This is a genomic window from Serratia odorifera (genome assembly GCF_041448735.1).
GTDB lineage: Bacteria > Pseudomonadota > Gammaproteobacteria > Enterobacterales > Enterobacteriaceae > Serratia_F > Serratia_F odorifera.
Window position 1 is genome coordinate 89,795 of record NZ_JBGMUT010000003.1, and the last position, 24,203, is coordinate 113,997.

General features: G+C 57.6%; 23 protein-coding genes. 18 read left to right on the forward strand and 5 right to left on the reverse strand.

What is annotated here, in order from left to right; translation table 11 throughout:
• Positions 1-52: 52 nt before the first annotated feature.
• From mreB to tldD, 8 genes are all read left to right on the forward strand, one after another.
• On the forward strand, positions 53-1,096 hold the full coding sequence (gene mreB / locus ACCC84_RS10875) for a rod shape-determining protein MreB (protein ID WP_003855260.1): 1,044 nt from the start codon (positions 53-55) through the stop codon (positions 1,094-1,096).
• Positions 1,097-1,189: 93 nt separating this feature from the next.
• On the forward strand, positions 1,190-2,206 hold the full coding sequence (gene mreC, locus ACCC84_RS10880; protein WP_004958059.1) for a rod shape-determining protein MreC: 1,017 nt from the start codon (positions 1,190-1,192) through the stop codon (positions 2,204-2,206).
• Positions 2,203-2,691 (forward strand): rod shape-determining protein MreD, encoded by a 489-nt coding sequence (gene mreD, locus ACCC84_RS10885; protein ID WP_004958060.1) that lies wholly within the window; start codon positions 2,203-2,205, stop codon positions 2,689-2,691. Before mreC ends, mreD begins: the two co-directional genes overlap by 4 nt.
• A gap of 9 nt (positions 2,692-2,700) precedes the next feature.
• Entirely contained in the window at positions 2,701-3,285 is a 585-nt protein-coding gene (locus ACCC84_RS10890; RefSeq protein ID WP_004958062.1) for a Maf family protein, read from the forward strand.
• 42 nt (positions 3,286-3,327) lie between these two features.
• Positions 3,328-4,797 (forward strand): ribonuclease G, encoded by a 1,470-nt coding sequence (gene rng, locus ACCC84_RS10895; protein WP_004958064.1) that lies wholly within the window; start codon positions 3,328-3,330, stop codon positions 4,795-4,797.
• Positions 4,798-4,872: 75 nt separating this feature from the next.
• Positions 4,873-8,682 (forward strand): AsmA2 domain-containing protein YhdP, encoded by a 3,810-nt coding sequence (gene yhdP, locus ACCC84_RS10900; RefSeq protein WP_371901910.1) that lies wholly within the window; start codon positions 4,873-4,875, stop codon positions 8,680-8,682.
• Entirely contained in the window at positions 8,679-9,539 is an 861-nt protein-coding gene (gene nit1, locus ACCC84_RS10905; protein ID WP_004958068.1) for a deaminated glutathione amidase, read from the forward strand. Before yhdP ends, nit1 begins: the two co-directional genes overlap by 4 nt.
• 7 nt (positions 9,540-9,546) lie before the next feature.
• A complete protein-coding gene (gene tldD / locus ACCC84_RS10910; protein WP_004958070.1) occupies positions 9,547-10,992 on the forward strand; it encodes a metalloprotease TldD in 1,446 nt (481 codons plus the stop codon).
• Between the two features lie 60 nt (positions 10,993-11,052).
• Here the strand turns inward: tldD and uriH are convergent, their stop codons facing one another.
• Complete coding sequence (gene uriH / locus ACCC84_RS10915; RefSeq protein ID WP_039991650.1) at positions 11,053-11,985, reverse strand: uridine-preferring nucleoside hydrolase UriH; 933 nt, start codon at positions 11,983-11,985, stop codon at positions 11,053-11,055.
• Positions 11,986-12,023: 38 nt separating this feature from the next.
• The gene (gene aaeR, locus ACCC84_RS10920; RefSeq protein ID WP_004958075.1) at positions 12,024-12,935 is read right to left on the reverse strand and encodes an HTH-type transcriptional activator AaeR; all 912 of its coding nucleotides are present in this window, start codon (positions 12,933-12,935) and stop codon (positions 12,024-12,026) included.
• A gap of 284 nt (positions 12,936-13,219) precedes the next feature.
• On the opposite strand from aaeR, the gene aaeX reads away from it, so the two are divergent.
• The 6 genes from aaeX to ACCC84_RS10950 all read left to right on the forward strand — a co-directional run bounded on the left by aaeX (position 13,220) and on the right by ACCC84_RS10950 (position 18,721).
• Positions 13,220-13,423 (forward strand): p-hydroxybenzoic acid efflux pump operon protein AaeX, encoded by a 204-nt coding sequence (gene aaeX, locus ACCC84_RS10925; protein WP_004958078.1) that lies wholly within the window; start codon positions 13,220-13,222, stop codon positions 13,421-13,423.
• A gap of 7 nt (positions 13,424-13,430) precedes the next feature.
• The gene (aaeA, locus tag ACCC84_RS10930) at positions 13,431-14,366 is read left to right on the forward strand and encodes a p-hydroxybenzoic acid efflux pump subunit AaeA (RefSeq protein ID WP_198773872.1); all 936 of its coding nucleotides are present in this window, start codon (positions 13,431-13,433) and stop codon (positions 14,364-14,366) included.
• On the forward strand, positions 14,366-16,333 hold the full coding sequence (gene aaeB / locus ACCC84_RS10935) for a p-hydroxybenzoic acid efflux pump subunit AaeB (RefSeq protein ID WP_198773873.1): 1,968 nt from the start codon (positions 14,366-14,368) through the stop codon (positions 16,331-16,333). The genes aaeA and aaeB overlap by 1 nt, the downstream gene beginning before the upstream one ends.
• Before the next feature lie 109 nt (positions 16,334-16,442).
• Complete coding sequence (locus ACCC84_RS10940) at positions 16,443-17,897, forward strand: NAD-dependent succinate-semialdehyde dehydrogenase (protein ID WP_004958084.1); 1,455 nt, start codon at positions 16,443-16,445, stop codon at positions 17,895-17,897.
• A 66-nt stretch (positions 17,898-17,963) separates the two neighbouring features.
• The gene (locus ACCC84_RS10945) at positions 17,964-18,416 is read left to right on the forward strand and encodes a ribonuclease domain-containing protein (protein ID WP_004958086.1); all 453 of its coding nucleotides are present in this window, start codon (positions 17,964-17,966) and stop codon (positions 18,414-18,416) included.
• Positions 18,417-18,421: 5 nt separating this feature from the next.
• Positions 18,422-18,721 carry a barstar family protein gene (locus tag ACCC84_RS10950; RefSeq protein WP_004958088.1) on the forward strand — a complete coding sequence of 100 codons (300 nt, stop codon included), beginning with the start codon at positions 18,422-18,424 and terminating at the stop codon, positions 18,719-18,721.
• Positions 18,722-18,763: 42 nt separating this feature from the next.
• On the opposite strand, the gene yjgA is transcribed toward ACCC84_RS10950, so the two are convergent.
• A complete protein-coding gene (gene yjgA, locus ACCC84_RS10955) occupies positions 18,764-19,312 on the reverse strand; it encodes a ribosome biogenesis factor YjgA (protein WP_004958089.1) in 549 nt (182 codons plus the stop codon).
• A 169-nt stretch (positions 19,313-19,481) separates the two neighbouring features.
• Between yjgA and pmbA the strand changes: the two genes are divergently transcribed.
• Both pmbA and cybC read left to right on the forward strand, forming a co-directional pair.
• Positions 19,482-20,822 carry a metalloprotease PmbA gene (gene pmbA, locus ACCC84_RS10960; RefSeq protein ID WP_004958092.1) on the forward strand — a complete coding sequence of 447 codons (1,341 nt, stop codon included), beginning with the start codon at positions 19,482-19,484 and terminating at the stop codon, positions 20,820-20,822.
• 125 nt (positions 20,823-20,947) lie between these two features.
• Positions 20,948-21,334, forward strand: a complete 387-nt coding sequence (gene cybC / locus ACCC84_RS10965; protein ID WP_004958094.1) for a cytochrome b562 — start codon at positions 20,948-20,950, stop codon at positions 21,332-21,334.
• Between the two features lie 20 nt (positions 21,335-21,354).
• Here cybC and ACCC84_RS10970 read toward each other — a convergent pair whose 3' ends face one another.
• Positions 21,355-22,137, reverse strand: a complete 783-nt coding sequence (locus ACCC84_RS10970; protein ID WP_198773874.1) for an AraC family transcriptional regulator — start codon at positions 22,135-22,137, stop codon at positions 21,355-21,357.
• Positions 22,138-22,250: 113 nt separating this feature from the next.
• Here ACCC84_RS10970 and ACCC84_RS10975 point away from each other — a divergent pair, with 113 nt between their 5' ends.
• On the forward strand, positions 22,251-23,039 hold the full coding sequence (locus ACCC84_RS10975; protein ID WP_198773875.1) for a sulfite exporter TauE/SafE family protein: 789 nt from the start codon (positions 22,251-22,253) through the stop codon (positions 23,037-23,039).
• A gap of 32 nt (positions 23,040-23,071) precedes the next feature.
• On the opposite strand, the gene rnk is transcribed toward ACCC84_RS10975, so the two are convergent.
• Complete coding sequence (gene rnk / locus ACCC84_RS10980; RefSeq protein ID WP_039991654.1) at positions 23,072-23,482, reverse strand: nucleoside diphosphate kinase regulator; 411 nt, start codon at positions 23,480-23,482, stop codon at positions 23,072-23,074.
• 354 nt (positions 23,483-23,836) lie between these two features.
• Between rnk and ACCC84_RS10985 the strand changes: the two genes are divergently transcribed.
• On the forward strand, positions 23,837-24,181 hold the full coding sequence (locus ACCC84_RS10985; RefSeq protein WP_004958102.1) for a glycine dehydrogenase: 345 nt from the start codon (positions 23,837-23,839) through the stop codon (positions 24,179-24,181).
• The last annotated feature ends 22 nt before the right edge of the window (positions 24,182-24,203 follow it).

The following is a 24,203-nucleotide window of genomic DNA, read 5'->3' on the forward strand; positions in this document are numbered from 1 at the left end:
AAGTAGGCGGATTTTATTTTCCGCCCCCAGCTTGCAGGATTATCCTTTAGTTATGTTTAAGAAATTTCGTGGCATGTTTTCCAATGACTTGTCCATCGACTTGGGTACCGCCAATACCCTGATTTATGTTAAAGGGCAAGGCATTGTACTGAATGAACCGTCGGTGGTTGCCATTCGCCAGGATCGTGCCGGTTCACCGAAGAGCGTTGCGGCCGTGGGTCATGACGCCAAACAGATGCTGGGGCGCACGCCTGGCAATATCGCTGCTATTCGTCCAATGAAAGACGGCGTCATTGCTGATTTCTTTGTGACCGAAAAGATGCTGCAGCACTTTATCAAGCAGGTTCACAGCAACAGCTTCATGCGCCCAAGCCCACGAGTGCTGGTGTGTGTGCCGGTGGGGGCCACTCAGGTTGAGCGTCGCGCCATTCGTGAATCTGCTCAGGGCGCTGGCGCCCGCGAAGTGTTCTTGATTGAAGAACCGATGGCTGCCGCAATCGGCGCCGGTCTGCCGGTGTCTGAAGCGACCGGCTCGATGGTGGTTGATATCGGTGGCGGTACCACAGAAGTAGCGGTGATCTCGCTTAACGGCGTGGTCTACTCCTCTTCCGTGCGCATCGGCGGCGATCGCTTCGATGAAGCAATCATTAATTATGTGCGCCGTAACTATGGCTCACTGATCGGCGAAGCTACCGCAGAACGCATCAAGCACGAGATCGGTTCGGCATACCCGGGCGACGAAGTGCGCGAGATCGAAGTTCGCGGCCGTAACCTGGCCGAAGGCGTGCCGCGCGGCTTTACCCTGAACTCCAATGAAATCCTCGAAGCCCTGCAAGAGCCGCTGACCGGTATTGTCAGCGCGGTGATGGTGGCGCTGGAACAGTGTCCGCCGGAGCTGGCTTCCGACATTTCCGAACGCGGCATGGTGCTGACCGGCGGTGGCGCGTTGCTGCGCAACCTGGATCGCCTGCTGATGGAAGAAACCGGCATTCCGGTGGTGGTGGCGGAAGATCCGCTCACCTGCGTTGCACGTGGCGGCGGTAAGGCGTTGGAAATGATCGACATGCACGGCGGCGATTTGTTCAGCGAAGAATAATCAGCCCCAGGAAGGAGGTATCATATTGGATGAATGCTATGGCGAACGTCTTGTATGGTGCCTCCTTCTGTTGTCGAGGAACTCGCATAATTTATGAAGCCGATTTTTAGCAGGGGGCCTTCCCTGCAACTACGACTTTTTTTGGCGGTGATCGCGGCTATAGCCCTGATTGTCGCTGACAGCCGGCTCGGTACGTTCGTTAAAATACGCAACTACATGGATACCGCAGTCAGTCCCTTCTATTTTCTGGCCAATGGGCCACGTAAAGTTCTGGACAGCGTTTCGGATACGCTGGCTACCCGCCAACAGTTGGAGCTGGAAAACCGCGCTCTGCGGCAGGAACTGCTGCTGAAAAACAGCGATGTTCTTCTTCTTGGCCAGTTCAAGCAGGAAAACGCCCGCTTGCGCGAGCTGCTGGGCTCGCCGCTGCGCCAGGACGAACACAAAATGGTGACCCAGGTGATCTCAACCGGGTCGGATCCGTATAGCGATCAGGTGGTGATCGACAAGGGGTCTGACAATGGCGTGTACGAAGGCCAGCCGGTGATCAGCGACAAGGGCGTGGTCGGCCAGGTGGTGGCGGTGGCGAAGGTCACCAGCCGCGTACTGTTGATTTGCGATGCGTCGCACGCGCTGCCGATCCAGGTTCTGCGTAACGACATCCGCGTCATTGCTGCCGGCAGCGGCTGCGCCGACGATCTGCAACTGGAGCATTTGCCGGGCAACACCGACATTCGCGTTGGCGATGTGCTGGTCACCTCCGGTCTGGGCGGGCGTTTCCCGGAAGGCTATCCGGTAGCGGTGGTTTCGTCGGTGAAGGTGGATAACCAACGCGCGTATACGGTGATCCAGGCTCGACCAACCGCCGGCCTGCAGCGCCTGCGCTACCTGCTGCTGCTGTGGGGCGCCGACCGTAACGGTGATATGCCGTTACCGCCAGACGAAGTTCATCGCGTGGCCAACGAACGCCTGATGCAGATGATGCCACAGGTGCTGCCGCCGGCCGATGCCATGGGACCACCGGCTCCGCTGCCGGCCCCTGCCACCGGCGCGGTTGCTCCGCCTCAGGCGGCCTCGGCCGTTAAACCTGCCGCAGGAACGCTACAATGAATCGCTATCGCAGCCATGGGCGTTGGATCATCTGGCTCTCGTTCCTGATAGCGCTGGTGCTGCAAATCATGCCGTGGCCGGAACAGCTGTATATGTTCCGGCCGTCGTGGCTGGCGTTGATCCTGATTTACTGGGTGATGGCGCTGCCGCACCGGGTCAACGTCGGCACCGGTTTTGTCCTGGGGCTGATCCTGGATCTGATTCTTGGCTCGACGCTGGGCGTGCGTGCGCTGGGATTGGGTATCATCGCCTATCTGGTGGCATTCAAATTCCAGCTGTTTCGCAATATGGCGCTGTGGCAACAGGCGCTGATCGTGGTGCTGTTGTCGCTGGCGATGGACGTGGTGGTGTTCTGGGCTGAGTTTTTAGTGATCAACGTCTCTTTCCGCCCGGAGGTGTTCTGGAGTAGTGTGGTTAACGGCATCTTGTGGCCGTGGCTATTCCTGTTGATGCGCAAAATCCGCCGTCAGTTTGCCGTACAATAAGGGTAAATCATGATTTCGCTTTATCTGGCCTCCGGCTCGCCTCGGCGGCGCGAACTGCTGACCCTGCTGGGCGTGCCGTTTGAGATAGTCCTGACCAACACCGAAGAACAACGGCAAAGCGGCGAGGCGGCACAGGACTATGTGCGCCGTCTGGCACAGGACAAGGCCAGGGCTGGCGTGGCGCAGGCGGTGGAAGATCGCCCGGTGCTGGGTGCCGATACCATCGTGGTGCTCAATGGCCGGGTATTGGAAAAGCCACGTGATGCGGCGCATGCGGCAGAGATGCTGGCGCTGTTGTCTGGCCGGCAACATCAGGTGATGACCGCGGTGGCGATTGCCGATCGGCAGGACGTGCTGTGCCAACTGGTGATCACCGATGTCACGTTCCGCAATCTGTCACAGCAGGATATTCACGACTATATTGCTACTGGCGAGCCGATGGATAAAGCGGGGGCCTATGGTATTCAAGGAAAGGGTGGTTGTTTCGTCAGAACGATAACCGGCAGTTATCACGCAGTCGTGGGACTGCCGTTGGTCGAGACACATGAGCTGCTCAGTAATTTTGTCGCATTACGTGATGTAAGAACGGGTTGATGGACGTTGCGATGATCTGTCAACCGGCTCTGAGGAGAAGACATGACAGCTGAGCTATTGGTAAATATCACACCGTCTGAAACGCGGGTCGCCTATATTGACGGCGGAATTCTGCAAGAGATCCATATCGAACGCGAATCCAAGCGCGGCATTGTCGGCAATATCTATAAGGGGCGCGTCAGTCGGGTGCTGCCGGGGATGCAGGCGGCCTTCGTGGATATCGGTCTGGACAAAGCGGCCTTTTTGCATGCCTCGGACATTATGCCGCACACCGAATGCGTTGCCGGCGACGAACAAAAAAACTTCCACGTGCGTGACATTGCGGAGCTGGTGCGGCAGGGGCAGGATCTGATGGTGCAGGTGGTGAAAGATCCACTCGGCACCAAGGGGGCGCGCCTGACCACCGACATCACGCTGCCTTCGCGTTATCTGGTGTTCATGCCCGGCGCGGCGCACGTTGGAGTTTCACAACGTATTGAAAGCGAAGCGGAACGTGACCGGCTGAAGAAAATCGTCGGCGCCTATTGCGACGATCTGGGTGGTTTTATCATCCGTACCGCAGCGGAAGGCATCGGCGATGAAGAATTGGCGCAGGATGCCGCGTTCCTCAAGCGGCTGTGGACCAAGGTGATGGAGCGTAAAAAGCGCAACCAGACCAAATACATGCTGTACGGCGAACTGGCATTGGCGCAACGTATTCTGCGCGACTTCGCCGGTGCTGCTCTGGATCGTATCCGCGTGGACTCGCGCCTGACGCACGATCTGCTGGTGGAGTTTACCGCCGAATACATCCCGGACATGAGTAGCAAACTGGAGCTGTATACCGGTAGCCAGCCGATCTTTGATTTGTACGATGTCGAAAACGAAGTCCAGCGCGCGCTGGAACGCAAAGTGGAGCTCAAGTCGGGCGGTTATCTGATCATCGATCAGACCGAAGCCATGACCACCATCGACATCAATACCGGTGCTTTTGTCGGCCACCGCAATCTTGATGAAACCATCTTCAATACCAATATCGAAGCCACGCAGGCGATTGCCCGGCAGCTGCGGCTGCGCAATCTGGGTGGCATCATCATTATTGACTTCATCGACATGAACAATGAAGAACACCGCCGCCGGGTGCTGCATTCATTGGAACAGGCGTTGAGCAAGGATCGGGTTAAAACCACCATCAACGGCTTCTCGCAGTTGGGACTGGTGGAAATGACCCGCAAGCGAACGCGCGAAAGCATTGAACATGTGCTCTGTCATGATTGTCCTACCTGCAATGGTCGCGGTACGGTCAAGACGGTCGAAACCGTGTGCTATGAAATTCTGCGTGAAATTGTACGAGTGCATCACGCCTATGACTCCGATCGCTTCCTGGTCTATGCTTCAGCAGCGGTAGGCGAAGCGCTGAAGAGCGAAGAGTCACATGCATTGGCAGAAGTGGAAATCTTTGTCGGTAAGCAGGTAAAGGTGCAAATCGAACCGCTGTACAGTCAGGAACAGTTCGACGTAGTGATGATGTAAGCTGTCGATCGATAAGGGTTCAGCCGGCTGAACCCGTTAATTCCCGTTGCCGGGCAGCGGAAGCAAGGAGATATTGTGAGGCGACTGCCTGGGATTTTGTTAGCAACAGGCGCCACGCTCATCGTAGTTGTGGCGTTGCTGATCAGTGGGCTGCGCCTGGCGTTGCCGGAACTGAACAGCTACCGCCCACAATTGCTGGAAAAGATCGCAGCCTTGTCCGGCGTGCCGGTGCAGGCCGATTTCGTGCAGGGCAGTTGGGAAAACTTCGGCCCGACGCTTGAAGTGCGCAACATCCGCGCACAACTGCCAAAAAGCAACCTGCATATCGAACGTGTCACGCTGGCGCTGGATGTATGGCAATCCTTGCTGCACTGGCGTTGGCAGTTTCGCGATCTCACCTTCTATCAATTTCAGCTCGATCTGAACACCACGCTGGGCGGGGATGAACACCAGGGCAGCATTATCGAGCCGGGTACCGTCAGCGATCTGCTGCTCTATCAGTTCGACCATTTCGATTTGCGCGACAGCCGCATTTCCTTCGTCACGCCGTCTGGCCCGCGGGCCGAGTTCGATATTCCGCAGCTCACCTGGCTTAACAGCCACCAACGCCATCGCGCGGAAGGGCAAATCAGCCTGTCGACCCTCAACGGTCAGCATGGACTGGTGCGGGTACGTATGGACCTGCGTGATAACAAAGGCCTGCTGAACACCGGGACGGTGTATATGCAGGCCGATGATATCGATCTGAAGCCATGGTTCAGCCGTTGGCTGAAGTCCAATACCGGCCTGGAAAGCGCGGATTTCAGTCTGGCGGCCTGGCTGCAAATACAGAACGGTGAAATATACGGCGGTAACGCCTTGCTCAAGCAAGGGGCGGCCAACTGGACGGTAGCAAAACAGCCGCACCGGCTGGATGTCGATAACCTGTCGCTGGCGTTGAACCGCAAGGGTAATGGCTGGCAGGTGGATGTACCGCAGCTGAACCTGAAAACTGATGGCCAGGCCTGGCCGCAAGGTTCTCTGTCCGGCCTGTGGCTACCGGAAAACGATCGTTTCCTCGGGCCGGAGCAGAGCGAGGAACTGCGTATTCGCGCCAGCGATATTCAACTGGAACGGTTGGCGGCGCTGTTGCCGACCTTCTCGTTCCTCAGCCCCGACGTGCTCGAGCGTTGGAATGATTTACAGCCACAGGGCAAGGTCAACGCGCTGGCGCTGGACATACCGCTCAAACAGCCGGAAAAAACCCGCTTCCAGGCGCGCTGGCACGGCGTCAGTTGGCAGCCCTGGAAGCTGCTGCCGGGGGTTAACCATTTTTCCGGCGCGCTCAGCGGCGGGGTGGAAAATGGCCGCCTGACGCTGGATATGCAGGATAGCGTACTGCCTTACGGCGATATGTTCCGCGCACCGCTGGAGATCAAGCGTGCGACGGGGGCAGTGACCTGGCGCAACAATGCTCAGGGTTGGGAACTGGCGAGCCACAAACTGGACGTCAAAGCCAAATCGCTATGGGTAAACGGCGATTTCCGTTATCAGCAACCAACCACCGGTGAGCCGTGGCTGAGCATTCTGGCGGGCATCCGGCTGTATGACGGCGCGGACGCCTGGCGCTATTTCCCGGAACCGCTGATGGGTACCCATCTGGTGAATTACCTGAGCGGAGCGATTCAGGGCGGTCAGGTGGACAATGCGTCGCTGATTTTTTCCGGCAATCCGCATCATTTCCCCTTTGAGAAGAATGAGGGGCAGTTCGAAGTCTACGTCCCGCTACGTCAGGCGACCTTCCAGTTCCAGCCGGGCTGGCCGGCGTTGACCGATTTGGCAATTGACCTCGACTTCCTGAATAACGGTTTGTGGATGAATGCTCCGGCCGCCAAACTGGGCAAGGTCAGCGGCAAGAATATCAGCGCCATCATCCCGGACTATCTGAAAGAGCGGCTGTTGATCGATGCAGAAGTGGCTGGCGCCGGCCCGGACGTGCATGACTATTTCATGCAGACACCGCTGCACGATTCGGTCGGTACGGCATTGGAGGAGCTGCAGATTGGTGGTGATGTCAGTGGGCGCTTACATCTAGATATCCCCTTGAATGGTCAGCAGGTTGCCGCCAAGGGTGAAGTGACGTTGAACAACAATTCGCTGCTGGTGAAACCGCTGGGCAGCACGCTTGACAAGCTCAACGGTAAATTCCGCTTCGACAACGGCAATCTGTCCAGCGATACCCTGACGGCGAATTGGTTCGGCCAACCGGTGGCGGTGAACTTCACCACCGAAGAAGGCGCACAGGCGTATAAAGTCAACGTTGGCCTGAAGGGCGACTGGCAACCGAGCAAGTTCCCCGGTATGCCGCCAGAGGTTGCCGAGGCGCTCGGCGGTAGCGCGCCGTGGAACGGCAAGGTGGCGATTAACCTGCCGCACGGCGGGGCGGCGAGTTACGATATCGGCGTTAACGCCGAGCTGAAGAATGTGAGCAGTCACTTACCTTCTCCGCTCGACAAACCGGCGGGTGAGTCGCTGCCGCTGAGCGTAAAAGTCAACGGCGGGCTGAACGGGTTCAACCTGACGGGTAGCGCCGGCAAGCAGAATCACTTCAACAGCGAATGGTCGTTTGCCAAACAGCAGGTCACCCTGGCGCGCGCCGCATGGCGTAACGGGCCGGGCACGCCGCCGCTGCCACCAAGCAAATCGCTGACGCTGAACCTACCGCCGCTGGACGGCGAAAAATGGCTGGGGCTGTTGGCGCCGGCGATGAAACAGGGCGGCAGCAGCGGCAAAGTGGGCAGTTTCAATTTCCCGACTACCGTGGCGCTGACGACTCCGCAATTGCTGTTGGGGGGACAGGCGTGGCATAAGTTGCAATTGGCGGTACAGCAACAGCTTGGCGGCGTCACCGTTGACGTCAAGGGCGAGGAGATTGACGGCGCGCTGCGGGTGGCCGACAGCGGCCCGTGGCGGGCGAATATCAAATACCTTTACTACAACCCGCAGTTTGGTGATGAGCACAGTACGCCGACGGCCACCAACCCACTGGCCGCGGCGGACCGGGTGTCGTTCCGTGGTTGGCCTTCGTTGATGCTGCGCTGCCAGTCCTGCTGGATTATGGGGCAGAATCTCGGCAAGGTAGAGGCGGATGTGACCTCGGCGGGCGACACGCTTACGTTGCAACACGGGCTGATCGATACCGGCAAGGGGCGGATGACCGCCACCGGCCTGTGGAAGCAGAATGATACGGAAGAACGTACGGCTCTGAAGGGTAAATTGTTGGGCAGCAAGATTGATGAGACCGCCAGCTTCTTTGGCCTCACCACACCGTTGAAAAATGCCCCTTACGATGTGGATTTCGATCTGCACTGGCGTGGCCAGCCGTGGAAGCCGGAGGTCAATAGCTTCAATGGCACCATGAAAATCGACATCGGCAAGGGCGAGATCGACAGTCTGGGCGGCGGGCGTGCCGGGCAGTTACTGCGTCTGGTCAGCTTCGATGCCTTGCTGCGCAAGTTGCAGTTCGACTTTAGCGATACCTTCGGCAAGGGTTTTTACTTCGATTCCATTCGCAGCACGGTATGGTCGAAAGATGGCATAATGCATACGGATAATCTATTGGTTGACGGCCTGGCGGCGGATATCGCCATGAGCGGTCAGGTCGATCTGGTAAAACGCCAGCTCGACATGGAAGCAGTTGTCGCGCCAGAGATTTCCGCCACGGTGGGCGTTGCCACCGCATTCGTGATTAACCCGATCGTGGGCGCCGCGGTGTTTGCCGCATCGAAGGTGCTGGCACCGCTATGGAACAAGATTTCGCTGATTCGCTATCACATCAGCGGCAGTATGGATCAGCCGAAAATCAACGAGGTTTTGCGCAAGCCAAAAGAGGATAAGGCGTCATGAGAAATGCGAACGTTGCGTTGTTACAACTGTGCAGTGGCGATCAGGTACGGGATAACCTGGCGCAGATTGAGCAGCAAATCAAGCAGCTCAATGCGGGAGTAAAACTGGTCATGACGCCGGAGAATGCGCTGCTGTTCGCCAACGCCGAGGCGTATCGCCACCATGCGGAAAGCGAAGGTGACGGCCCACTGCAACAGGCGGTGCGCGAAATGGCCCGCCGCTATGGCGTGTGGCTGCTGGTGGGCTCGATGCCATTAATCAGCCGCGAAAACCCGCAGCGTATTACCACCAGCAGCCTGCTGTTTGACGATCGGGGCGACATTCGCGCCCGTTACGACAAATTGCACATGTTTGACGTTGATATCAACGATATGCACGCGCATTATCGCGAATCGGATACCTACCAGCATGGACAGCAGCTGACGGTGGTGGATACGCCGGTAGGGCGTCTGGGCATGACGGTATGCTACGATCTGCGTTTCCCCGCGCTGTATCAGGCGCTGCGCGATCAAGGGGCTGAACTGATTTCCGTGCCGGCGGCGTTTACCCGCGTTACCGGTGAAGCCCACTGGGAAATCCTGCTGCGCGCGCGGGCAATTGAAAACCAGTGCATCCTGCTGGCGCCGGCGCAGGTGGGCCGGCATGGTCTGACGCGCCGTACCTGGGGCCACACGATGGCGGTGGACGGCTGGGGCAAGATCCTGGCCGAGAATCCGGACGCGGTTTCTGCGCTGAAAGTCCGTGTCGACACCGGCGTGCTGAAAACCCTGCGCGCCCAGATGCCGGTGCAGCAGCACAACAGATTCCAGACGTCGCTGACGGCGCCGTTTGAAAACACATCCTCCAATAAAGAGTGAAGAAATTATGAGTTTGACGCTTGTCAGTGAACACTTACTTGCTGCGAATAAGCTGAGTCATCAGGACCTGTTCGCCGTATTAGGGCAACTGGCCGAGCGCCGCATCGACTATGCCGATCTGTATTTTCAGTCCAGCTATCACGAAGCGTGGGTGATTGAAGACGGTATCATTAAAGATGGCTCTTACAATATCGATCAGGGCGTCGGCGTGCGTGCGGTCAGCGGTGAAAAGACCGGATTTGCCTATGCCGACCAGATCACCCTCAATGCGTTGCAGCAAAGCGCGCAAGCGGCGCGCAGCATTGTACGCGAGCAGGGCGACGGCAAAGCCCGTACCCTGGGTGAAATCAGCCACCCGGCAATGTACTCGCTGCTCGATCCGCTGCAAAGTCTGCCGCGCGAAGAGAAAATTGCGTTGTTGCATCGGGTGGATAAAGTGGCCCGCGCCGCCGACAAGCGGGTGCAGGAAGTGAGTGCCAGCATTACCGGCGTGTATGAGCAGGTGCTGGTTGCCGCTACCGACGGCACGCTGGCGGCAGACGTTCGTCCCTTGGTGCGTCTTTCGGTCAGCGTGCTGGTCGAGGAAGACGGCAAGCGCGAGCGCGGCTCCAGCGGTGGCGGCGGTCGTTTTGGCTATGACTACTTCCTGGAAGTGGTCGGCGGTGAAACGCGTGCCGACGCCTTTGCCAAAGAGGCGGTGCGCATGGCGTTGGTGAACCTTTCCGCCATTGCCGCGCCGGCGGGCGGCATGCCGGTGGTGCTGGGCGCCGGTTGGCCTGGCGTGCTGCTGCACGAAGCGGTAGGACACGGGCTGGAAGGCGATTTTAACCGTCGCGGTACGTCGGTGTTCAGCGGTCAAATGGGGCAACTGGTGGCATCCGAGCTCTGTACCGTGGTGGATGACGGCACGCTGCAAGGGCGTCGCGGCTCACTGGCTATCGACGATGAAGGCGTGCCGGGTCAATATAATGTGTTGATCGAAAACGGCATTCTGAAAGGCTACATGCAGGACAAACTCAACGCGCGTCTGATGGGCGTTGCGCCGACCGGCAATGGTCGGCGGGAATCTTACGCCCATCTGCCGATGCCGCGCATGACCAACACCTATATGCTGGCCGGCAAGTCGACACCGGAAGAGATCGTCGCCAGCGTAGAATATGGCCTGTATGCACCGAACTTCGGCGGCGGCCAGGTGGATATCACCTCAGGTAAGTTCGTGTTCTCCACGTCGGAAGCCTATCTGATCGAAAACGGCCGCATCACCAAACCGGTGAAGGGGGCAACGCTGATCGGTTCGGGGATCGAAGCGATGCAGCAGATATCGATGGTCGGCAACGATCTGGCGCTGGACAAGGGCGTCGGCGTTTGCGGCAAAGAGGGGCAAAGCCTGCCGGTCGGCGTGGGTCAACCAACGCTGAAGCTGGATAATCTGACCGTGGGCGGTACCGCGTAACCCTCTGTCATTGCAATAATAAAGGGCGCACAGGCGCTCTTTATTGTTGATGTCGAGGTCTCAGCCAATCCTTTCCAGCGCGTCCACCACCAGACCCCAGAACTTGTCTTGATCCAGCGTCATGGCTACCTGGGTATGGCAATCCTGCGGCGCAGGAAAACGGAAGTCCGCCACCGTCATGCCCAGCGTCAGGGTGCCGGTTAGTTCAATATCGATCGGTACCTTGCGTACCGTCATCACGCTCGGATCGATAACATAGGCGACCGCGCACGGGTCGTGAACCGGCGGTGCGTCAAACCCCTGCGCCTGTCGATACATCTGGCCGAAAAATTGCAGCAGTTCACCGACAAAGGTCGCCGGCGCGCTATCAATGGCGGCAATGCGCTGGCAGACCTGCGGCGTAGCGAGCGCCTGGTGGGTCAGATCCAGCCCCACCATGGTCAGCGGCCAACGTTCATTGAACACGATATGTGCGGCTTCCGGATCGATCTTGATATTGAACTCCGCCACCGCGCTCCAGTTGCCGACGTGATAGCCACCGCCCATCAGCACCACCTCCTTCACCCGCTCGGCGATGCGTGGCTCTTTGCGTACCGCCATGGCGATATTGGTCAGGCCACCGGTGGGTACCAGCGTCACGCTGCCTGGCGGATGAGCCATCACCGTGTCGATGATTACATCGATGGCATGTCGCGCATCCAGCGTCAGCGTGGGATCGGGCAACCGTGGGCCGTCCAGCCCCGACTCGCCATGAATATCCGCCGCGACTTCGATATTGCGCACCAGCGGCCGCGAACAGCCGGCGGCAAACGGCACACCGGTAATATTGGCGATGCGCGCCACCGCCAGCGCGTTGCGCGTGACCTTATCCAGCGTCTGGTTGCCGACCACCGTGGTTACCGCCAGCAGCTCAATCTCCGGGTTGCCCCAGGCGAGCAGCAGGGCGATGGCGTCATCATGTCCGGGATCGCAGTCCAATATGATTTTTTTCATTTTTATTCCCATTGCACACAGCGGCAGCGCGGTTGGCGTTAACGATATTCTTGATAGACTTCGCTCACTTTTTTGAAGTATTCAGTTAAGTAATTAATGCAGACTTCCACCTTGAGCGGCAGCTTGTCCTTTTCGGTATACAGCGCGTACACCGGCCGTGGATCCGAATGGTAGCGTTTGAACAGGATCTCGATCTCGCCGCGCTTGATCTCTTCGATCACCCACATCAGCGGCGCATAGGCGATGCCGGCGCCGGCTTTCAGCCAGCGGATCATGGTCTGCGAGTCGTTGGTGACGAAGCGTCCCTGCGGCGAAATGCGCGTACTGATGCCCTCGGGGGCAATCAGTTCAAACTCGCTGTCTGGCCGCACGCTGTATTCCAGCCAGGAAAAATTGACCATATCGTTAGGTTTTTGCGGCGTGCCGTGCTGCGCCAGATAGCTTTTGGCGGCGCATATCACCATCGGCATCGAACCGAGGCGTTTTGAAAACAGGCTCGAATCCTGTAACGCACCAACGCGGATCACCACGTCCAACCCATCGGCGATCAGATCCGGTGCCGGAATGCCGGTGACCAGATTGACCGTCAGACCAGGATACTCCTTCAGCATGTCGGCGGTCATGGTTGCCAGCACGTTTTGCGCCATGGTGGACGAACTGCCAATGCGCAACGTTCCGGTTGGTGTATTGTTAAAAGCGTACAGCTGCTCGTGCACCTCGCTCACTTCCTGTAGCATGCGCCGGCAGCCCTGATAGTAAATCTTGCCGGCTTCGGTCAGACCAATGCTGCGCGTGCTGCGGTTAAGCAGCTTCACCTGTAACTCATTTTCCAGTTTGGACACTGTCTGGCTGATGGATGAAACGCTCATGTCAAGTTGACGTGCTGCGGCGGTAAACGACCCGCACTCAACGACTTTGGCGTACACCGACATCCGTTTAAGTCTTTCCATTGTTCACTCTGGCTTAAAAGTGATTTAGATCACAGATTGTTGATGCCTTGATAGTAAGCAGGCTAATATAACGCGGTCAAAGATGCTTTAGCGGCGTCACCGCCCCCCGGTTACCCTCGCATTCCCATTCGCGGACGCAGTTCTGAGTTTAACCCTTTTTCAGGTTCGTGACCTGGACAACCCGTCTGGTCATCACCTTGTGGCGTGCTTCCGCTAGAATGTAAAGAGAATGTGAATGAGTAGGGTGTTTGTTCTCCGGTGTAGTGAACAATAAGGATAAAGTAATGAGTTTGCTTCCGGTTATGGTCATCTTCGGATTGTCGTTTCCACCGGTATTTTTTGAGTTGATCGTCTCGCTGGCGCTGTTCTTTGTGCTACGTCGGTTGTTGCAACCGACCGGCATCTACGACTTTGTCTGGCATCCGGCGCTGTTCAATACCGCGCTGTATTGCTGCCTGTTTTATCTGATTTCGTGTCTTTTCGTTTGAGGTCGCTGTGAAAACTTTTTCAATAAAAATAGCCAGAATCGCGATCACTTTGATTCTTGTCCTGCTGGGGATTGTCGCGGTGTTCAAGGCCTGGGTGTTCTACACCGAATCCCCCTGGACGCGGGATGCCAAATTCACCGCCGATGTGGTGGCGATCGCGCCTGACGTCAGCGGCCTGCTGACCAGCGTACCGGTAGTGGATAACCAACTGGTGAAACAGGGGCAGGTGCTGTTTGTCATCGATCAGCCGCGTTATCAGCAGGCGCTGGCGGAAGCCAACGCTGACGTCGCCTATTACCAGACGCTGGCTGCGGAGAAAAAACGCGAAGCCGGTCGCCGGGTGAAACTGGGTATCCAGGCGATGTCGCAGGAAGAGATCGATCAGGCCAACAACGTACTGCAAACCGTGCAGCATCAGTTGGCGAAGTCGATTGCGGTGCGCGACCTGGCCAAGCTGGATCTGGAACGTACCACGGTGCGTGCGCCGGCCGACGGCTGGATCACCAATCTTAACGTGCACGCCGGTGAATTCATCACCCGTGGCTCGACCGCCGTTGCGCTGGTCAAAAAGAATACCTTCTACGTACTGGCTTATCTGGAAGAAACCAAACTGCACGGTCTGAGCAAAGGCGATCGGGTAGAAATCACCCCATTGGGCAGCAACCGTATCATGCACGGTACGGTAGACAGCGTGGCAGCCGGGGTGAACAACAGCAGCAGCACCAATGACACCAAAGGGCTGGCGGCCATCGACAGCAACCTGGAATGGGTGCGTCTGGCGCAACGTGTGCCGGTAAAAATCATTCTCGACGCCGAGGATCAGCAACATCCGTATCCGGCCGGCACCACCGCGACGGTAGTGGTTACCGGCAAGGGCGATCGCGACCGGGACGGCAGTTCACCTTTTGTACGCCTGATGCATCGGCTGCGTGAGTTCGGTTAATGAATAGTCCGACGTTCATACGCCTGCGGTTTGCCTTCAAACTGAGCTTTGCCATCGTCTTTGCGCTGTTTGTCGGCTTTCATCTCAATCTGGAAACGCCGCGCTGGTCTGCCATGACCGCCGCCATCGTCGCAGCCGGACCGGCGTTTGCCGCCGGCGGTGAGCCGTTTTCCGGCGCCATCCGCCACCGCGGCTGGCTGCGCATCATCGGCACCTTCATCGGCTGTTTCGTCGGCCTGATTATTATCGTCACTACCGCGCGTGCGCCGGTGGTGATGCTGATGCTGTGCTGCGTCTGGGCCGGTTTTTGCACCTGGGTTTCCTCGCTGATTAAAGTGGAAAACTCCTACGCCTGGGGATTGGCCGGTTATACCGCGCTGATTATCATCGTGACCGTCGCCACCAGCGAGTCACACTTGCTGGAAGCCCCGCAGTTTGCGGTCGAGCGCTGTAGCGAAATCGTGCTGGGCATCGTCAGCGCGGTGCTGGCGGATCTGATTTTTTCTCCGCGCTCGATCAAACAGGATATTGATCGTGCGGTGGACAAACTGCTGGTGGAACAGTACCAACTGATGCAGATGTGCGTCAGCAATGCTGACAAAGAAGATATCGACCGTGCCTGGAGCAATCTGGTGAAGGGCACCACGGCGCTGAACGGTATGCGCAGCAGTCTGATGATGGAGTCCTCACGCTGGCAGAAGGTTGACCGGCGGGTGCGCGTGCTACATACCCTCTCGCTGACATTGATAACCCAGGCTTGCGAAACCTATCTGATCCTGCTCAACCACCCGGATGCGGTGAAAGAGAACATCCGCGAACTATTGCTGGTGCCGGCGGAAACGCCGCAGGAGATCCATAAACGGATGAAGCTGCTGCGCCAGATGCTGACCACCAACCGTACCGATGAAACATTACTTACCATTTCCAGTTGGGTAGGGGCGGCGACCCGTTACCTGCTGCTGGCCAAGGGCATTCACACCAACAGCAGCGTCAGCGCGGTGGAAGAAGACGTGCTGCGCAGCGAAGTGGTGGTCAAGCCGACGTCGGCGGAAGGCCACCATGCGATGATTAACGGCTTGCGTACCTTTACCGCCACGGCACTCGGCTGTCTGCTGTGGTTGTGGACCGGTTGGACCTCCGGCAGCGGGTTTATGGTGATTATCGCGGTGATTACCTCACTGGCGATGCGCACGCCAAACCCGCGCATGGTGGCGATGGATTTTGTGCTCGGCATGCTGGTGGCTATCCCGCTCGGCGCGCTGTATTTCATGGTGATTATCCCGGCGACGCAGCAGAGCATCCTGCTGTTGTGCCTCAGTCTGGGACTGTTGGCGTTCTTTATCGGCATCGAAGTGCAAAAACGGCGGCTGGGGTCGCTGGGGACGCTGGCCGGCACCATCAACATTCTGGTGCTGAGCAACCCGATGGAGTTTAACGTCACCCAGTTTCTGGATGCCTCGATCGGCCAGTTCCTCGGTAGCTGCGTCGGGCTGATGGTGCTGTTGCTGATCCGTGACAACTCGCGCGAACGTACCGGTCGCACCCTGCTGAACCAGTTTGTCGGCAGTGCGGTATCGGCGCTGACCACCAAGGCCGCCAAACGGCGGGAAAACCACCTGCCGGCGCTGTATCAACAGCTGAACCAACTGTTGATGATGTTCCCCAACGATATTGCCAAATACCGTCTGGCGTTGAATCTGATCATTGCGCACCAGCGCATGCAGCGCGCCGAAATCCCTGCCAGCGAAGAACTGTCGGCCTTCCACCGGCAAATCCGCAAAACGGCCGATCGGGTGGTAAGCGCCAAGAATGACGTCAAGCGCGCCTACTATTACGATCGCTTGCTAAGCGAAATGAACGACTACCAGCAGAAACTGGTGGATAATCAGGCTCCCCTTAGCGTCACCGGACCGGTGAGGCGGCTGGCGGATATGCTGCACCGTTATCGCCATGCCTTGATCGATTGATGCCCTCCGCTCGGACGCTGCCGCAGTAGGCCGTGTCCGCAGCTATACTGAGAGAATATTGTTATCTCGCGGATGCGGGAAGATTCATGCACTCAGGAGGGCTGCAAGCATGTCTGTAGAACAACTGACCGAGAGTGAATACTTCAATACCGGCTATTTCGTCGCCGGCCAGTGGCATACCGCCAGCACGACGTTCGAGGTGCTGAACCCCGCCAATGGCGAACGGGTGGCGCAGGTGGCGAAAGCCGGCCAACGCGAAACGCAGGCGGCGATCCGCGCCGCCAGCCAGGCATTCCCGGCCTGGCGCGATACTCCAGCCAAAACCCGCAGTGAAATCCTGCACCGTTGGTATCTGCTGATACTGGAACAGAAGGATTTTCTGGCGGCGCTGATGACCACCGAGCAGGGTAAGCCGTTCAAGGAAGCGCAGGGTGAAGTCGACTACGCCGCCAGCTTTATTCAGTGGTTCAGCGAACAGGCCAAACGCGCCAACGGGGAAATCATCCCACCCGCCAAGCCGGGCGCGCGCATTCTGGCGACCCGTGAGCCGGTTGGCGTGGTGGCGGCGATTACGCCGTGGAACTTCCCGCTGGCGATGCTGACGCGCAAACTGGGCCCGGCGCTGGCCGCCGGCTGCACCGCACTGATCAAGCCAGCCAGCAACACGCCGCTGTGTGCCTTCGCACTGCTGGCGCTGGCGCACAAGGCCGGCGTCCCTGCCGGGGTGCTGAACGGCGTGGCGGGCGATACCCGCGCCATCAGCGACGCCATTATGGCCAGTTCGGCGGTGCGTAAAATTACCTTTACCGGTTCCACCCAGGTTGGCAAGACGCTGATGCGTAACGCGGCAGAAACCATGAAGAAAGTGTCAATGGAACTGGGCGGCAACGCGCCGTTTATCGTATTTGACGACGCCGATCTGGAGCTGGCGGTGCAAGGGGCGATCGCCAATAAATTTCGTAACGCCGGTCAGGTGTGCGTATGCGCCAACCGTTTCTTTGTTCAGGACGGTATTTACGATAAATTTGTCAGCCGGCTGGCGGCAGAGGTACAAAAACTCAAGGTCGGCAATGGCATGGAGCACGACGTCGTGGTCGGGCCGTTGATCGATCGGGACGGCGTAGAGAAGGTGGAAGAGCACGTCAAGGATGCGCTGCAGCACGGTGCGCGTATCGTGGTTGGCGGCGAGCGGCACCGGTTGGGGGGCAATTTCTTCCAGCCGACGGTATTGGCAGAGGCCAATGCACAGATGAAACTGGCGCAGGAGGAGACCTTTGGTCCGGTGGCGGCCTGCTTCCGTTTTGGCAGTGAAAGCGAAGCGATCGAACGTGCCAACGACACGCCGTTTGGACTGGCAGCCTATTTCTATACCGAGAATCTGCAGCGGGTATTCCGCGTGTCGGCGGCATTGGAAAGTGGCATGATTGGCATTAATGAATGTTCGGTATCGACCGAACTGGGACCCTTTGGCGGCGTCAAAGAATCCGGTTTGGGGCGCGAAGGGTCGGTATTGGGGCTGGAGGAGTTCCTGCAAGTGAAAACGTTACACATCGGTAATCTTTAATTCATCCAATTCAGTTATATAACTAACATGGGGCGTAACCTGCGCCCCGGTACGACAGGGAAAGTAATGAACAAGCGGATTCTGGTGGCGGTGCTGATCGCCGTGGTGATGGCCGGTTTTATTGCCTTGCGTGGTAATGGCGATCGGGCCATTGGTCATGTGCCGGCGGTAGCGGCAACGGAAAGTATTGATCAACTGACACAGCAAAAACGGGTGGTGAGCTACCTGCAGCAACACCAACGCCTGCCGGGCTATTACATTACCAAGAAGCAGGCGCGTGAGCAGGGGTGGAATGCGCGTGACGGCAACCTGTGTACGGCGTTGCCAGGCAAGGCGATCGGCGGCGATCGCTTTTCAAACCGTGAAGGGCGTCTGCCTGCCGCGCACAAGCGTGTCTGGCGTGAGGCGGATATCAATTATCAGTGCGGGCGGCGCGGCGCCGATCGCCTGCTGTACTCTAATGACGGTCTGATTTTTGTTACGCGCGACCATTACAAAAACTTCATTCGGGTGGAGTGAGTCTGATGGGAAAAGTTGAATTTGATTTCAGCCAGATACCCGATCCACCGGCATTCTATCGGGATTTTGCCGGCAAGTTTGCATTGGGCGAAGAGTTTGGCGCCAATCTGGACGCGCTGTGGGACGTGGTCACCGGTGACATCGGTTTACCGGTCGAGATTGAGTTCGTCAATCTCGATAACCGTCGCAAGCGCCGTTTCGGTGCGATTATTCTGCTGTTTGAAGAAGCGGAGGAAGAGCTGGAAGGCAGCCTGCGTTTCAATATTCGCGAGGGCAGCAGCGCACCCGCGCACCATCAGGGATGAACAATGGTGTTCATCCCATGATGCAGGCGGCGCTGCGGCCGCTCATTCGGTGGTCTCGGCCAGCTCGCGCAGATACTGGAAGATCTGGCGGTATGCTTTTGGCGGTTTATTGGCGGCCTTTTCTTTCTGGGCATTACGCACCAGTGAGCGCAGCTGCTGCCGGTCGGCCTGCGGATACAGATCCAGAATGGCGGGTACCGCGTCATCGCCTTCTTCCACCAGGCGGTCGCGCAGCGCTTCCAGCTTGTGGAACAGCGATACCTGCTGATTGTGGCGGTTTTTCAGCTTGTCGAGCGCGGTCTGGATCGGCTCAACGTCGCGGGCGCGCAGCATTTTGCCGATCAGCTGGATCTGGCGGCGGCGGCCTTCTTTTTTGATCTTTTGCGCCAGCTCAATGGCGTTACGCAGGTCTTCATCCAGCGGAATGCGTTCCAGCGCGTTTTTCCCCAGTTCAACCAGTTCGGTTCCCAGGTCTTTCAGCGCTTCGGCGTCGCGTTTGATTTCACTTTTACTGACCCAGATAATCTCGTCATCGTCCTCGTTGTCATTGTCCGGGACATCGTCGAGCCAGTCTTCAGGCTGTTTGTTCATGGTAGACTCCGTTAAAAAGAGGCTAATCCTAACAGGTTGCTGCCTTTATGCGAAATTCCACGCGGTTCCTGTTAGACTCAAGGGCATTATTCATTCGATTTTGCGTGCCATTCGCGCAACCACGCCGCCACGGCACTTTTCTCAACGATTTTTTAATTATGGCAGATTGATGAAAGTAGTCACTCAAGTTGCAGAACAGCGCAAGACGCTGGAACGGGCTGTTTCACAGGCTCTGGAACTGGCGGGCGCCGGTTCCGATGCGGCAGAAGTTGCCGTCACCAAAACCACCGGCATCAGTGTCAGCACTCGCTTCGGCGAGGTAGAAAACGTCGAATTCAACAGCGACGGCGCACTGGGCATCACCGTTTACCATCAGCAACGCAAAGGCAGCGCATCGTCAACCGATCTCAGCCCGGACGCCATCGCGCGTACCGTGCAGGCGGCGCTGGACATTGCACGCTATACCTCGCCGGATCCGTACGCCGGCCCGGCGGAACGCCAACTGCTGGCGTTCGAGGCGCCGGATCTGGATCTGTTCCACCCGGCCGAGCTGGATGCCGAGCGTGGCATTGAACTGGCGGCCCGCGCCGAACAGGCGTCGCTGGCGGCGGACAAGCGCATCACCAATACCGAAGGCGGCAGCTTCAACAGCCACTATGGTATTAAAGTGTTCGGCAACAGTCACGGCATGCTGCAAAGTTACTGTTCCAGCCGCCATTCGCTGTCCAGCTGCGTAATTGCCGAGCATCAGGGCGATATGGAACGCGATTATGCCTATACCATCGGGCGGGCGATGAGCGATTTGCAAAGCCCCGAGTGGGTCGGCGCGGAATGCGCCCGCCGCACGCTGTCGCGCCTGGCGCCGCGCAAGCTGTCGACCATGAAGGCGCCGGTGCTGTTCGCCGCCGAAGTGGCGACCGGTCTGTTCGGTCACCTGGTGGGCGCCATCAGCGGCAGCAGCGTCTACCGCAAGTCCACCTTCCTGCTGGATTCACTCGGCAAACAGATCCTGCCTGCATGGCTGACCATCGAAGAGCACCCGCATCTGTTGAAAGGGCTGGCCTCGACGCCGTTTGACAGTGAAGGCGTACGTACCCAGCGGCGCGATATCGTCAAGGACGGGGTGTTGCAGACCTGGTTGCTGACCAGCTACGCGGCGCGCAAACTGGGCATGCAAAGCACCGGCCATGCGGGTGGCATTCATAACTGGCGTATTGCCGGTCAAGGCAATGATTTTGCCGCGATGCTGAAACAGCTGGGTACCGGACTGGTCGTGACGGAGTTGATGGGTCAGGGCGTTAGCGGCGTAACCGGCGATTACTCGCGCGGTGCATCCGGTTTCTGGGTGGAAAATGGCGAAATTCAATATCCGGTCAGTGAGATCACCATTGCCGGCAACCTGAAGGATATGCTGCGCAATATCGTCAGTGTGGGCAGCGACATCGAAACCCGCAGCAATATTCAGTGTGGTTCGGTCCTGCTGCCAGAAATGAAAATCGCCGGCGAATAATCGCCTGATGGCCGGCGGGATGCCGGCCAGTTTTATATCGTTGCTTACAAATAATTCCTGTCGATGTTGCGGTGCGCCGCTTATGTTAACTAACGGTTAACTAAAACAATAACTGGAAGGTGAGCATGAAGACAACACTGAAGACGCTGGCGGCGTTGACGCTGCTGGGTGCCAGTTCGCTGGCAATGGCTGCCGATCTCGACGAAGATATGGATATCATCGCCGGGAACTACAAAACCGCGCTAAAAACCGATTCCATCGCCACATTTAAACAAAGCCTGCAAAATATGCGCGCTGCCGCACAGGATGCGCAAAAGGCCACGCCGCCAAAACTGGAAAATAAAGCGCCGGACAGTGCGGAAATGAAAGACTTCCGTCACGGTCTGGATACGCTGATCGTTCAGATCGACGGCGCGCTGACGGCGGCGAACCAGGGCAAACTGGCACAGGCGCAGACGTTGGCGCAGGATTTCAAAACCACCCGCGATAGTTACCACCAAAAATACCGTTGACCGTGTGCGCGGCCCGCCTATCAAAGCGGGCTGCCGCCGCTGAGAAAACTGGACGGTGTCTGCCCCAGCACCCGTCGAAACATGGCGGAAAACGCTGCGCTGTTCTCATACCCCAACTCCCACGCAATCTGCGTGACGCCATCGCCAGCCGCCAGGCGGGACAACGCCAGCACCACGCAGGCACGTTGACGCCATTGTGAAAAAGACAGGCCGGTTTGCGCCTGAAAGAAACGGCTGAACGTGCGGATGCTCATATACAGCTGCCGTGCCCAGAGCTGCGGCGATAGATGAATATTCGGCTGCTGCAGGAACGATTGACACAGCGCGTTCAGCCGAACGTCGTTGGGCAACGGTATATGCAGCGGCAACGCAGACAGGCGGGCTATTTCGTGCAGTAACAGCGACACCAGGCAGGCGTCGCGTCCTTGTTGCGCGTATTCGAGCGGCATTTCCACTGCCTCGATCAGCAACTGACGCAGCAGCGGAGAAATGCTGACCACCTGGCAATCTGCGCTACGCGCTGCCAGCGGCAAGGCCTCGGGCTCGATGTACAGGCTGCGGGTAGTCACGCCCTGCATTTTGACCTGATGAGGCATGTGCGGCGGCAGCCAGACCGCGCGTTGTGGCGGCACGATCCAGTTCCCACTGCGGGTATGGACGTGCATGATGCCGGTTGCACCATACAGCAATTGGGCGCGACGATGGCTGTGCATGGGGAGGAGATAACCCGGTGGATAGTCTCTGCCGATGGCAATCACCGGCCGTGGGAAATGATCCACCTCATCGATAGCGATATTGCGCATTGTCCTGCGATTCAGTTTGGCCGAATCACCATGATAGTTGGCTTTACATCGTATGCAAGTCAGCGGTCAGGATGATTACCCTATTGCCTTTTGATGTTCAGAGGCAATGCAGCATGACGGAACTGATTATTATCCTTTCGGCCGGTTTTCTGACCGGTATTACTACCATCCTGTTTGGGTTCGGCGGCGGCTTTGTGGTGGTGCCGTTTGTCTACCATCTGATTTCCGCCTCCGGTGAGCACCCTGGACAGGCAATGCATATCGCGGTGGCTACCTCGACGACGGTGATGATCCTTAACGCCGGCTACGCCACTTACGGGCATTGGCGCAGCGGCAGCATACTGCGGGAAACGGTGGTTCCGCTGATCCTGTTCATCGCGCTCGGCGCGCTGGCAGGGGCCTTGGCGGCCACCTTGCTGACCGACGGTGTTATTCGCCTGCTGTTTATCGCCTATATGGTAATCACCATCGCTGACTGCTTGTTCCACAAGGGTTTTTTACAGCGTCCGGCGCGGCGTGCGCTGTCGTCTCGCACGCTTTGGCTCGGTGGGTCGCTGATTGGCAGCGTAGCGGCGATGCTCGGTGTGGGGGGCAGCGTGATGACGGTACCGTTGTTGCGACGTCATGGCTATGAGATGAAATATTGTGTCAGCGCCGCCAATCCGCTGTCGATCGCCGTGGCGGTGATGGGCGCGGCCATATACGGCTGGCTGGGGCAGGGAAAAATCGCCGGTGCGGCCTATCTGGGCTATGTAAATATGGTGATTCTGGCGTTATTGGCTCTGGCTGGTACGGCGGGGATCGCCTTTGCCAAACGCGCGTTGCCGCGGATTGACGATACGCTGCACGCGCGGATCTACGTACTGTTGCTGATACTGGTGCTGGTGGCTATCGTCTGGTGACATAAGGGGCGGCAGGTTGCCGCCCGGGACGATCAGCGGTGATATACGCCCGCCGCTTCTGGCTGATACAGCAGTTCCAGCACTTCTATTTGCGCCTGCTCGCCGTTTGGCAGCGCCCAGTCAATCTGCTTGCCGACGTGCATGCCGAGCAAGGCGGCGCCCAGTGGCGCCATCACCGACAGCTGCTCACTGCTGTTTTGCAGTTCGGCCGGGTACACCAGCGTACGCACGTGCTCTTCGTTGGTATGCAGATCGCGGAAGCGCACTCGGCTGTTCATGGTAACAACATGAGCCGGGATCTGGGCTGGCGGCAGGATCTCGGCCCGATCCAGTTCAGCGTTCAACGCCGCAGCGACATCGGTATTGGCATAGGCCGGCTTTTCCAGCAACGCATCCAGTCGTTCCGCATCCAGCTCATTAATAGTAATGATTGGTTTGGTCATTCCACTCTCCAATAGCCTCAAATAAACAACACAAAGCAACACCCCCGCGCCGTGGGGAGCGGGGGTGTTGGAAATGTCGGTTTGTTCTTCCGATAGTAGGGGGTTAGCGCAGGAAAAGAAAGAGATCCCGATCACGAACTTTTCGTCGGCATGAACGCCACCGAGACAACCGTTCATCATGTTATCTTTTTGTATTCCAATTAACTTATCTGCAAAAGCCGCAATATGCGAAATGGATCTCTGATGGTCACCCAATTTCCACTTTGAACTGGAAAAAAACGCGCTACACACCCAATGGGACAGAGAGTAGGGTAAAGATAACAGATAAAGTGAGCGATTCAGGAGTGACTGAAAGTGAATGAAGGAGCGGCATCGCTAAAAACGACACAGGCTGATATTACCCAGGCAGAAACCATTACCGAGCGGGTATTGTCAGATATTACCATCATGTTAAATTCAGAGAGTATTTATACCAACGCGGTGCAACAACAAATGCTGGAGTCGCATATTCGTGCAATGGTGTTGCGTTCCATTACTGGCGAGCCTTTGCCTGAAGTGGATAAATCACTGTTCGATGAGATCTCGCATCATTCAATGCAGTTGGCGCAGCGAGTGGTGAGCCAATTTAACAACTTGCCGATCGAAGAGTCCTATTTACTGTCGGTACACTTTGAAGTGGCAAAAGATAATAACCAATAAGCGTTTTATTGATTTCAATCAG